General features: G+C 45.6%; 9 protein-coding genes and 1 tRNA gene. 6 read left to right on the forward strand and 4 right to left on the reverse strand.

Going from position 1 to position 11,917, the window contains the following annotated elements:
- Positions 1-3 precede the first annotated feature (3 nt).
- The gene (locus ANPL_RS03620) at positions 4-819 is read left to right on the forward strand and encodes a type III pantothenate kinase (protein ID WP_169193387.1); all 816 of its coding nucleotides are present in this window, start codon (positions 4-6) and stop codon (positions 817-819) included.
- A 213-nt stretch (positions 820-1,032) separates the two neighbouring features.
- Here the strand turns inward: ANPL_RS03620 and ANPL_RS03625 are convergent, their stop codons facing one another.
- Positions 1,033-1,560 (reverse strand): Na+/H+ antiporter subunit E, encoded by a 528-nt coding sequence (locus ANPL_RS03625; protein WP_169193388.1) that lies wholly within the window; start codon positions 1,558-1,560, stop codon positions 1,033-1,035.
- Between the two features lie 81 nt (positions 1,561-1,641).
- On the opposite strand from ANPL_RS03625, the gene ANPL_RS03630 reads away from it, so the two are divergent.
- The 3 genes from ANPL_RS03630 to ANPL_RS03640 all read left to right on the forward strand — a co-directional run bounded on the left by ANPL_RS03630 (position 1,642) and on the right by ANPL_RS03640 (position 3,673).
- Positions 1,642-1,818, forward strand: coding sequence for a hypothetical protein (locus ANPL_RS03630; RefSeq protein WP_169193389.1), 177 nt, complete (start codon positions 1,642-1,644; stop codon positions 1,816-1,818).
- Positions 1,819-1,994: 176 nt separating this feature from the next.
- The gene (locus ANPL_RS03635) at positions 1,995-3,128 is read left to right on the forward strand and encodes an aminotransferase class I/II-fold pyridoxal phosphate-dependent enzyme (RefSeq protein ID WP_169193390.1); all 1,134 of its coding nucleotides are present in this window, start codon (positions 1,995-1,997) and stop codon (positions 3,126-3,128) included.
- Between the two features lie 472 nt (positions 3,129-3,600).
- Positions 3,601-3,673: transfer RNA gene (locus ANPL_RS03640), tRNA-Arg, on the forward strand.
- 1,518 nt (positions 3,674-5,191) lie between these two features.
- On the opposite strand, the gene apaG is transcribed toward ANPL_RS03640, so the two are convergent.
- A complete protein-coding gene (gene apaG, locus ANPL_RS03645) occupies positions 5,192-5,599 on the reverse strand; it encodes a Co2+/Mg2+ efflux protein ApaG (protein ID WP_169193391.1) in 408 nt (135 codons plus the stop codon).
- A gap of 128 nt (positions 5,600-5,727) precedes the next feature.
- Here apaG and ANPL_RS03650 point away from each other — a divergent pair, with 128 nt between their 5' ends.
- A complete protein-coding gene (locus tag ANPL_RS03650) occupies positions 5,728-6,828 on the forward strand; it encodes a 5-(carboxyamino)imidazole ribonucleotide synthase (RefSeq protein WP_169193392.1) in 1,101 nt (366 codons plus the stop codon).
- A 432-nt stretch (positions 6,829-7,260) separates the two neighbouring features.
- Here the strand turns inward: ANPL_RS03650 and ANPL_RS03655 are convergent, their stop codons facing one another.
- A complete protein-coding gene (locus ANPL_RS03655; RefSeq protein ID WP_169193393.1) occupies positions 7,261-10,410 on the reverse strand; it encodes a hypothetical protein in 3,150 nt (1,049 codons plus the stop codon).
- Between the two features lie 43 nt (positions 10,411-10,453).
- The gene (locus tag ANPL_RS03660; RefSeq protein WP_169193394.1) at positions 10,454-10,606 is read right to left on the reverse strand and encodes a hypothetical protein; all 153 of its coding nucleotides are present in this window, start codon (positions 10,604-10,606) and stop codon (positions 10,454-10,456) included.
- Positions 10,607-10,691: 85 nt separating this feature from the next.
- Here ANPL_RS03660 and ANPL_RS03665 point away from each other — a divergent pair, with 85 nt between their 5' ends.
- The gene (locus tag ANPL_RS03665) at positions 10,692-11,432 is read left to right on the forward strand and encodes a ribonuclease HII (RefSeq protein ID WP_169193395.1); all 741 of its coding nucleotides are present in this window, start codon (positions 10,692-10,694) and stop codon (positions 11,430-11,432) included.
- The last annotated feature ends 485 nt before the right edge of the window (positions 11,433-11,917 follow it).

The raw sequence follows: 11,917 nt of genomic DNA on the forward strand, positions 1-11,917 counted from the left end.
GAAATGATAGCCATAGTTGATATCGGAAATACCAATATAAAGTTCGCGATTTACCGTCAGGAACGGTTTTTATCGAGTTGGGCGATTTCTTCTTGTACTTCACGCACAGCTTCGGAGCTTTATGCCATTATAGCCACTTTAGCTCACAAATCTGGCATCGATATAAGTAGCCTGACAGGTGCCGCAATATCTAGCGTGGTACCCATAATTGATCAAAAAGTGCGAGAGCTTTTTGAGGATTTTTTTTCAATAGAACCAGTGTTTATTTCTTCTACCTCTGCAGGCTTATTTGGGATTCGCATCTGCCTTGCACAGGAGATTATAGGAGCTGACCGTATTTCTGATCTCGTCGCCGCACGTATGTTGTGGCCCAATAAAGACTTGTTGGTTATAGACATGGGTACAGCGACTGTGTTCAACCTTATGCGCAGCGACGGGGCAGTCCATGGGCAGGTTATAGCTCCCGGAATGTCGTGCATCACTAAAAGCTTTACCGCTGCCTTACTGCCGCAGGTGTGCGCACGCAAGCTTACCGGCGTGGTCTGCAATTCTACAGTGCCCTCCGTAGAATCTGGAATATATTGGGGTTATGTGTCAATGGTTGAGGGCCTGATAAAAAAAATCCTGGAAGAAGAAAATAAACCACTGCATGTAGTTGCCACAGGAGGGAGCTCTCATTTGCTCCAGGGAATGGAACAGGTTCACGCTGTCGATAGATCGCTAACCATGAAGGGAATTCTGCAAATTTACCTAAGAACCACAAAACATGCCGCGCGCTATGCTACCAACAACAAGAAAACCACGCCAGTAGAGTCGTAGCTGTGCAACAGCAGTCATAGATTTAACGCTTTCCAGCAAACAGCAGAAATTCTGCATCTCTCCAGCGAATCTGTTGTAAATAAGAACAATGGTTTTCCGCATTGCAAGCAAAACAGCCCTTTTGACACAAAGGGTATTATACGCACACAAAATCCGCATTCTCAAACACGCATAAGATGATGCCAACAAGAGGCTGCTGTCACTTGGTTGAGCTTAAGAGTGAAAAATTCTACGAATCTTGCCACTGATCTCCAGCACTCCACCGAGTAAACTTCTATCGAGCGCCAGAACCCTGACCCTACCATCTGGCATCGACGTCATTCCCACAGTCCCGGGCGTTGCTGTCACTGAGTTAGTAAGCATAAATAATTCCAACCCATTGTTATGAGGGACAGACATTGTGGTTATAACCGGCGAACACAGTGTTTTGGACCGGAAACCCGCCTTTGTTACAAACCAAGCAGACAGGATAATTTGCCACCCCAGCCAACAACAATACTGCAACAGTTTCTTGGCCACCACCAGTGGGCGACTACTCTGAAAGCACGGATGCGCGCTGTAGTTATCCTTTGGAACTGCAGCATCTAATCTGTTGCGCAAAACCACCACCAGCACTGAACAAACGGCCCCGGAAGATAGGAAAAACTGGTCAAAACGCCCAGAAAGGGCCACCCAAAACAGCATATGCACAGCACATATCCAGAGTTTGCCCATATAAATACCAATATAAGCCCAGCTCATGATACAACAGTGCGCTAATAATTCTAGCATTTACCACACAATGTACTATTTTGTTGGGTAGTTTCTAATCAACAGTAACATATGCACGGATACATTTTGATAGTGGGCGTGGCACTAGCAGGCATTATAGCAAGAGTCTTTTTGCTCGAAACTTTCCGCCATGAAGACAAGGTAGCTATCGTGGAAATTACCAACGTGAGTCCGAGCTCAGAAACTAACAGTACAGATAGCTATCTAACTACGAAAACTGACGTCTAAACCCGCCATGTTGGCGCTGTTTGTTACAGAAATACCGTGTACCGTTTCATGTACTTCGCACCGCTGCAAAAAGAAACGACACAAAGTGTCGTTCTCATAACTGGCATAACGTGTCATAACTTGTATAATACTGATCTCGTTTAGCATCTGGTGTTTGAGTCGTACATGGTGTCTTCGTGTTAGAGAGCGTACTGAAGGGCAAGCTGAACCTTCTGGAAAGTGAGGGTCTGCTCAAGAAGCTCAAGAAAAGCATACTGAATACATCTTCTCCTGAAGGTCGCAAGATACAAACAGATACTGGAGAAGAGTTAACTTCTTTCTCTTGCAGTGACTATATCGGATTGGCAGCGCATGAAACTGTAAAACAGGCAGCAATTGACGCTATAAATGCATATGGAGTCGGAGCACGGGCATCTAGGCTCGCAACAGGTAATCACCCTATCTACGAAGAACTTGAGACAAAAATTGCAAAAATTTACCAAACAGAGGCAGCTCTTGTCTTCAGCAGTGGATATTTAGCAAATATTGGCAGCATATCCGCACTAGTAGATGAAAGTTGCATGGTGTTGGCAGATCAGCTCATTCATGCCGCAGCTGTAGATGGAGTGAAACTGTCTGGAGCCAAGCTTCACGTATTTGCTCACAATGATATAGAAGACTGCAAAGTACTGTTGAAAGAACACCGGCATAAGTACAAGCACTGTTTGATATTAACAGAAAATGTGTGCAGCTTGGACGGAGACTTGGCCCCAGTTGACGATCTGGTAAAATTGGCAAGAGAACATGACACCTGGATAGCCATTGATACTGCTCATGGGTTCGGCATTCTTGGCACATCCAAACCGGATCTATACATGGGTACCCTGTCAAAAGCCGCTGGAGCACTAGGGGGGTACATTTGCGCCCCAAGAACAACTATAGAATATCTATTGAACAAGGCGAGAAGCTTCATATACACGACTGCCCTCCCCCCTGCGTTAATTGCAGCTGCTAACGCCGCCCTGGATATATATACGTCTTATGCGGGAGTGCCTCTGAGACTGGCCAAAGAGTTCTGCCAAATGCTTGAGCTTCCCCCACCAAAGAGTCACATTGTTCCTTTAATTATGCGAGACTCGCGCAGTGCCATAAATGCCGAAAAAACACTTGCAGACAACGGAATTCTGGTAACAGCGATATGTCCGCCTTCGGTCCCCACCCCCAGGCTTAAGTTCATATTTACCGCTGCTCACAAGCTGATAGATATCCACAGGCTATGCAACATACTAAAAAGCTGTGGGGTGTTAGACGGCAGCGCTCAGCCTGCTTAACTGGACATTTATTGCTTATTTAACCAAGGCTGTGTACGGCCCGCATGGTTGTTTACTTTGAGTTGGCTTACGTACAAAAAGCTGGCGCCATTTAAGCTTGGGGAGCTTGCCAAAAAAAGCAAGCGTTGCCGTTAGCTGAACTTACGACACATGTAACCGCAACCTCAGGTTTAGCTCTGCAGCTTTAAACCATTACTCACTTCCAAGTTACGCATAATCTTTATACTGTTGCAAAATTCGCATACTCTGAACCAGTGTGATCATATGGCAACGTATTGAAATATTTGATCAGAGTTGTGGCATGCAATCATGCACATATCACCATATGGCTCCTGCGTCATATGCACCTGTCACAGTGATACCGCACACCCTAGGAACGGAACGTAATGACGCTGTGGGATGACATAAAATGTTAGTTGTCCAATATTGGAAGATTGTGTAGAGTGTAAGCACGGAAGGGGTTTGCGTTTTTGGGACCGTAGCTCAGAGGATAGAGCATTAGATTCCTAATCTGAGGGTCGTGCGTTCGAATCGCACCGGTCCCACTCTTCCCTTTATTTTCGAGGAGCGAATCGTGCACGTGTCTCATGTTGTAGAAGTGTACTTACTGCTGTTTGTGGACAGCTTTGTGGCATCTGTTGTGTTACCGATAAGCAGGCTGACTGTGTTCAATGTGATGTGTTGCTTTGGGGGGTATGAAGCTAACATTTCTATAGCTATTAGCTCTCTTGGCGCTGCTTTCGGTGGGGTCGTAAACTGGTTTTTCGGGAAGCTAATCTACCTGGCCAGGGTAGGCTATCACCAGAATCTGATCCCACAAAAAACGCACAATTATATATGTCTCTCTCTCTTGCTGACAGCCTGTGCATTTTCGTGGGTCCACATAGTAGGCGCCTTAATAAACGTGGTTTGCGGCTTTTTCCGTGTGGGAGCAGTTTGGGCTTTCTGTTCCACATTCATCTCATATGCAGGGTACCTCGTATATCATCTAATAACACATGATTGCATTTTTACCTAGCACCGTAACCCGAAAATAACGCGCTCCTCCACGATCACGTAGCTTTGTAGACATAGCTTCTAAAACAGAAGCACTGTGGTTCTAAACATCACACTCTACAACCAAGAATGCACCATTTAAAATGCCTACTGTGAGAAAAACACAACAATTAAACAATAAGGCTTAGTGACAAAAGCTGGCCAAAAAAGAAAAACAGGCACAAATTGATGTAATACTCTGAAATCCACCACTTCAGCCCCGAAAATGGTCTTCGACAGTAGGCCAACTACCTTGTTCTTCTCACTCCGGTCCAGCTTTAAAAAAAGCTCCCGAGCTACCGTGTTCGCAGTGTTATCACCGGACGCGGTTCCCCAGACAGCCACGTGCCGTTACGTTTTCTTCGTTGTGCCCGGCGTTAGTCTCAGACGGTTTTTGCTCATGCTTGTTGATATCACCAAACCGCTACACAAATCCTCTGTCCGCGTTCGGCTTCTTGCGGTACCCCTTGTGCCGTTCCCTGTTACCGTAATCTACACAGCTCCAACGTCCTGAATCACTATCTGAAGTTGCCTCGGCACCGCCGTTGTCTGCGCCCCAATTCTCCTTCCATCAGCACAAACCTTTCCATCAACATCCTTAGCCTGATGGCCAATAGACCGTGCAAAAGCTGCGACTTCCCTTTTCCTCTAACAATGGCTCTAGATACATAACTGATTTTATAAGCACAGAAGAATGGATAGCAGTAAAACATCGGAGGCGGTAGCTTAATGTATAAGGCCTGCACAAAGAGCAAATGCCCACAACGATAGGACTTACCAGTACCGCTGCACACACAACAAAACCATAACCGAGCCGGTTTCTGCACACGACAAAGTAACAAAACTCGGATTGTGCAGCGACAGCAAAAACAAGAAAACTACTATCAAGGCAGTACGACCTTTGCAACGCCAATGGTCCCACTCCGAATTGAACACCCCCTTCCGAACAAGCGCTAGTGCTTCGCCGCAACATGACGGCAAACCCGCGACTCACGTGCCCAAAAAGGCACCACAATTCACGGCTCCATCTAGTGAAGTCGTAAACTGTCGTATGGACTGTCCAGAGAAAAAGCAGGCACATCAACATAGAAAACCTGTGCACGGTCTTCATCGACAAACTGATACCACCCATTCATCACCCCCGATGGCGCGCTCAAGCATGTACCACTCGTATACTCAAAAAAGGCTCCGGGCTTAAGCACGGGTTGCCGGCCCGCAACACCAGACCCGCTCACTTCATTTACTATGCCCTTCGAATCTATGATTTTCCAGTTGCGCTTTAAAAGCTGAATGGTAGAACCGCTTTTATTGTTTATTCTGACGCTATACAGCCAGATGTAACAGTTCTCATGCGGCCTCGAGTGCTCCTCGAGATAACTGGGAGTCACCTCAACATCTACGAGCCCGGTAACGCCGTCACAATCTAGCACTGTCATAGCACCTCCCTTCCAACTCACAAGGGGCAAAATTGGCACCACGCTTGGCAGTTCCCAATTGCAGGACCCTTCCTCTAGCCCTATAATCCATTATAGTTACTTTTCGTCTCTACATCAATTCTATAAACATGCACACTTCGCGCACCAATGTAACGAGTTCGAACAAAGCCAATGACAGTAATGACAGTGTTGTAGTAGGAGTCCTTGGTGGAGGTCAGCTAGGAAAAATGCTGTCAATGGCTGCAGCAAAACTAGGATTCAGAACAAGTGTGTTTGCAGAGCATCATGACGATCCTGCAGTGTTTGTTACCAACAACTCCGTAGTAGGCAGCTTTGTAGATGAAGAAAAACTCCAACAGTTCGCTGCAATGGTTGACGTTGTCATTGTCGAATTCGAAAACATACCCATGAGCTCAGTAAACTTCCTGCAACAAACCGTTACTGTTTGTCCTGGAGCTAAAGCACTCTATGTTGCGCAAAACAGGATAAGAGAAAAGGAGCATATTAAGGCCCTGGGTGTAGAACTTGCAGAGTTTGCAGTAGTAAACAATTTTGTCGAGCTAAAGGAGGCCGCGTCGAGGGTTGGCTTGCCAGCAATACTAAAGACAGCAGAGTCTGGATACGATGGAAGGGGACAGTACATGCTGCAGAACGCGGCTGATATTGAAGGCTTGCTGCATATAAGTTGGAACAAAGGATATGTGTTGGAAAAGCTAGTTGCCATAGAAAAGGAAATTTCAGTTGTTATAGCGCTGTCTTGCAATGGTGAACATATTTTTTTTCCGGTTGCCCAAAATTTGCACGTAGCAGGAATACTACACAAGTCGGAAGTGCCAGCTGTGATTTCCGAGGAAATACTTTTGCAGGCTGAGGATATCGCCCTGACCATAGCAAAGTCCTTGGACACGTTGGGCATACTGGCAGTTGAGTTCTTTATAACGCGCAAAGGCGCATTGATGGTGAATGAGATCGCTCCTAGACCTCACAACTCTTGCCACTGGAGCATAGATTGCTGTAATGTGAGCCAATTCGAGCAGCTAGTGCGAATCGCATGTGGATTACCTCTACGAGAGGTACATCTGCTGACTCCCTGCATTATGACCAATATCCTAGGAAATAACGAACTAGGCAAAAACGTCTATGGCGACGCGCGTAACAGCATCTCGTTGTACGGAAAAAAACCCAGAACAAAACGCAAAATGGGGCACATAAACTCTTTAAAATACTGATACATGGAGCTAAACAATGTCCATGACCGCTTTGGAAGGCGAATACAGATTTGGCGTGCTCCCAACCTTATACATAAAAGCGCAGGCATGACCAAGAAAATAAAAAGGTACAAAGAAGCTGCCTAGAGGCAAAACGTGACTTACTCTCTCGTTCGTAGTGAAGCGCAAGCTTCCATGCACAACATAACAACGCTAATCTTGTCAACGTGGTATGATGCTGGCAATTTAATTTTTTACCGCACCCCAGACCAACGAAACTCCGTGTACTACAGTTTCTAGCACCTCTTACAAATTGACCGCAATAAAGTCCACGAAAACAGCAAGAATCGTTCCCTCTACTGGAACAGAAGGCGATGGGTAACAACTCTGCGCTTGTTTACCCAACTATACAGCCGGAACAAAGATCTCATGTTTCTCTGCCCCAACAACCTGCTACCGTACACTAGTATGCTCTGCTTGTGACACACCCCAACGCTCGCAGGTTATCATTACCGCACCATTTTCTCCTACCCCGGGTTTTGCTTTACTATGGTCACCGGACTCTGACCAACATCCCCCCATTCCCGGAACAAATATCTTCACAGGAGAAGAGCGTTTTTCCTTATACTCACAAAATTGTCCTGGCAGGCTACGCCCATCGAAGTAGTGCCTATTTTCCAGTATCTTTTTTATTCTTTCCTGCTGTCCATGCTTCTCTTGTACCACTCTTGAGGGAAGTTCGAGATTCATCGTCAGAGAAAACTTGGTAAACATCGCGCTGTGGTTCTCCATAAGGGAAATAGCCCCAACATCATCTTCCAAAACATCCCCTATAATAGTGCGATAGTATGCGACAAAAGCATTACCTCGCGGTGGGCGTCGATGCTTGTCTTTGTCACTACCTCCCCCTACAGCCCGTGCAATTTCATAACACTTTTCTCCAAAGCTTGAGGAATTTTGATGACCTATTCCCCTGCTACAAAGATACAAAATCGTGTCTTCACCCTTTCCCTCAATCCCCCCTTCTCCTATGCTCATAACCAATGAATGCACGATTGCGCTATGCGACTCCAAACCTAGCGCGGATTCAAGCTGCACATCACTGAGTTGAGAGTAGGTACTGGAATTGCTTTGCAACCCTTTAAAATCAAGAACAAGCATTGCATACTGTCCTGGTCTTCCCGATCTTTTTTTGTTGCTTTTTTCATCCAAAACTGCAGCTTGCCCTCCACCCCACATTTCCACTTTGTAGAGCGAACATCCCAAACCACCATTTCCGAACAGAAAATCTATTTCTCTCGCATCCCTTCCCTTACTCGCAGCGCCCTCGAACTCAACAATGGGATATCTGTATACTTTTCGCACCTCAGTATACGGGCCAATTTTGCACTCATCCCACTTACAGAACTGATTTAGCCCCGTAGTGGCTTTACTAGTCGCATCTCCCCCTGTCTCTCCACTCTTGTATGACGGCACGAACCAAGTACTGCTAAAATTATCAACGCATAACCCCTGCTCATACCTACTCAACGGCGTAATAGACGCGTTACTGCCGCGTTTAGGAACACTTGCAAGATAAGGACGGTAGTCATCAGTCCTAACGTAGCTATACTCGCAACCGGTAACACTCTTCCCTGGAGCATAAAATTCCTCTACAGGAGTGCCGCATTTTTGCAAATCAACATCAGTCAAAAAACCTCCGTCTTCGTAAAAATATACCACGTCGTACTCGGAACTTGCACAGGGATCACTGTTTGCGTTGTGTACTCCAAGATATTCACGGGAAAATTTGAACATATTGCCGACGATTTCTGCCTTGTTCAAAACATTCTGCCCAAGTGTACGGATATCTATATCATACCTGTCGTCACATCGAACACGTTTCTCAACTCCTCCACTATTAATAAGGATATACCTACGTAACATCTTAGGTTTCTTTCTCACCCTCACCACTTCCGTACAAAGATTTTCTGTCACGTCTCCGTCATGTGCCTCACACTGAGTTCGCTGCAAAACTTCAAATTCCCTATCACTAGCAATTACACTTTTCTCAACACACGCAACATATCCCGCATAATGGCTCTTACTTTGACCCCACTCATTGAAAACTCTCAGACACCTATTCTGCTCACCAGATTGAGCTACATCCCCGCCTTCCACATTACCCACTAAAGGATAGCTGCCAACCAATCTGCATCCCTCTCTGAAATCAGCAAATTTTACCTTCATGGTCCATTTGTCACTTCTCACACCACGTGCGGGAAAACCCCTGAAAGCCCTTATGCCGGAAACGGAGGGATAAATGCCAGGTAGCACCTTGCTTTTGTCAGGATTCTCAAAAAGTTCGAAGTACACCTGATTCTTACGCCCACTTTCAGCAGCAACTGTCTTATACTCCACATGACACGGCGCTATGCATGCGCGTTTTACGTATGCCTTGTTGTCTAAGCCACGCCCGCTGTAGCTGTAATCCATACTCAGCCCAACCATTAACGCTCTGCCTCGTGATTGTTTCATATTATCATTGAACGCGTTAATGGTTGCACTATCGATTTCGCGTTGTTGTTTCGCTGCCTCGCTGGTGTCAGCGGGTGATCGTTCGTTTCGGCTTCTGTCGAGGGCTTCTCTGTATGCTGTGGTACTATACAGGTTCCGAAGAAGATACGTTTCCGTCATAGCGTTATTATCAGGTGGAACCCCGTACCATATAGGCAAATCTAGACCAGGAACGGGCAAACAACTTTCCACAAATTTTTCTCCTTGAAGTTTTTTGTTTTTACCATAATTCCTAATGCATAACAAATCGGGACGTCGGTAAGCAAAATAGTAAAAAGTGACCCCGTTATCTAAATTTAATTCATTTTTTCCCTTATCAATATCTTTTGGATTCCAATGTTGAGCGTGATCACTGTTGCTAACACTGCTGGATGTCACTAGTGGCTGCCCGCCGTACTGCCTCCCTTGATGTTCGTAAGCTATTCCCAAGTACTCGTCGCTGATATGTTTTGGCCACACATACTGCTCTTTTTTAAGCCCGTGCCTTTTATCATATAGGCGAGCCACTACCCCAGGAGAAAAGTAGCTTTGAAGCGAAAACGCCATCGGCAGGAATTTTACGTAATCACCAGAATCTCCACTACATAGCGCAGCAGGAAATTCGCCTATGCCGCGAAAAAGCGGCTTTTGATAACATCCCAATTCCTCCATACATTTTTTGCTCCATCCCACAGGGTCCCACGGGAGACTGCAAGCAAAAACTGTGCAGGCACAAATTTCCTCATAGCCTTTTTTCTTGCTGGGATATACCAATACGTTACTGGGAAACACGTACCCGCAGTCACCCGGACGCATTTCTACACATGAATTACAGCTAGGAGAAGCTCCACATATCTTAAGCCTACCTACCTCCACTGCCTCAGGATCCAAAGCCTCCCGCATGGGCTCATCCGACAAACTTTGATACAAAGTGCGACAGAAGCTATTATCATCGACCTGATTCCCGACGGAAGTTGTAGACGACGTAGCACAGTAACATATAACCACGCAAAATATGACAAAAAGGAAGTCTGTAACTCCGAAAACCGTGCGTGACAAACCAGACATACAACAAACAGATGCATTCTCAATGCACACTACAGCGCTTATGTTAAAAATCAGCGGTCGTCTCCGTGTCGCCGTCGTTTGTGCCATTCACTTTCTTCTCCCCACAAACCCTCTTATCAATCTCCGTAGCCTGATGGCCAACAGCCTCGGCAAAAACTTCAATTCCCTTTTCATCTAATAAATAGGATTGCAACACAGGTGACCGCTATTTTCCTCGTCTCTCATGTAGCCCAAATCAGAGTAGAAAACACACCCTGAAGCATACACATTTGTCGGGAAACATGCCACTTTTCATAAATCCTATACTGCTGCCGCTATTACAATGCCCACATAACATTCGTAGATTAAAGTTTGCATCTGAGTTACTACTGCGCCATCATCTCATAGAGAAACCAGGATGGATAGTGAGGACCAGTTTTTTCTTAGAAGATGCCCATTGCAAAACTGACAATGCAGTGGTGGTTGGGGTTGATGAAGTGGGCTATGGTGCCTTAGCAGGACCAGTTTTTGCGGCTGCCGTGTACATCCCACACGCCACCAGAGAACTTATGACGGATATTAAAGACTCAAAAGCGCTTTCTATAAAGAAACGCGAAGAGCTCTTCGATCTGCTAGCTGAGTATTCTGTTTTTAACATAGGCCACGCAAGCGTTAGTGAGATAGAGCAACACAACATATTGGTTGCCTCCCATATGGCTATGAAAAGGGCTCTAGCTGGGCTCACGCTTCCACATGTTGACCTAGTACTTATAGATGGAATTAGAAACGTAGACCTGTCTTGGCCATCTCAAACTATAACCAAGGGAGACAGTTTGTGTACATCTATAGCAGCAGCATCTATCATAGCAAAAGTATCGCGTGACCGGCTAATGAAGGAATTACACCAACATCATCCCGAATATGCATGGAATAAAAACCATGGGTACGGAACCAAGGCACATATAGATGCCACCATACTTCATGGAATTACTCCACATCATCGGCGTACCTTTGCACCAGTGCAAAAACTTGTAACCTCGTAGATACGCAAAAGACAGATCCGCAGTCAAAGAAACTTCCGTAAAATGGGCGCAACTTTAAAGCAACAGCAAATGATTTAAGAGCCGCAGTTAGCCGATCTTCGTACACTGGTTCTCTCAACACCTGACTACATAGAACACACAGCAGTCTATGAGCTGCTAAGCAATCAACAGCTTACCGGGATTTTGCAGCACAGTACCACAAGCAGACTAAAAACGTTTTCGGGTTGTGAGTAAACAACTACTTACAAAACAGGAAGAATCTGCTCACATTTAATTACACTAAACAACGAACAGTGTTATAGTTTCTCTATAACCATATCGTGGGTGACTACAAAAAACCACCTGATTCGCCAATTATACCCATTACGCAACACAAGAACCACACTAGCGTCTATCAGGGGTAAAGCACCTACAACAACCTAGACACTCTGAGTTAATCACATAAACACCCCTCATGCGAGTAGCCACATCTGGAAAAAAACAAG

This window comes from Anaplasma platys (assembly GCF_012790675.1).
In the GTDB taxonomy this organism is placed as follows: domain Bacteria; phylum Pseudomonadota; class Alphaproteobacteria; order Rickettsiales; family Anaplasmataceae; genus Anaplasma; species Anaplasma platys.

What these genes read in the sequence shown, in the direction of transcription:
- ANPL_RS03625 (WP_169193388.1), bottom strand. Translation starts at nt 1,560, where the DNA reads ATGAGCTGGGCTTATATTGGTATTTATATGGGCAAACTCTGGATATGT.
- ANPL_RS03630 (WP_169193389.1), top strand. Translation starts at nt 1,642, where the DNA reads ATGCACGGATACATTTTGATAGTGGGCGTGGCACTAGCAGGCATTATA.
- ANPL_RS03650 (WP_169193392.1), top strand. Translation starts at nt 5,728, where the DNA reads ATGCACACTTCGCGCACCAATGTAACGAGTTCGAACAAAGCCAATGAC.
- apaG (WP_169193391.1), bottom strand. Translation starts at nt 5,599, where the DNA reads ATGACAGTGCTAGATTGTGACGGCGTTACCGGGCTCGTAGATGTTGAG.
- ANPL_RS03620 (WP_169193387.1), top strand. Translation starts at nt 4, where the DNA reads ATGATAGCCATAGTTGATATCGGAAATACCAATATAAAGTTCGCGATT.
- ANPL_RS03655 (WP_169193393.1), bottom strand. Translation starts at nt 10,410, where the DNA reads ATGTCTGGTTTGTCACGCACGGTTTTCGGAGTTACAGACTTCCTTTTT.
- ANPL_RS03665 (WP_169193395.1), top strand. Translation starts at nt 10,692, where the DNA reads ATGCCACTTTTCATAAATCCTATACTGCTGCCGCTATTACAATGCCCA.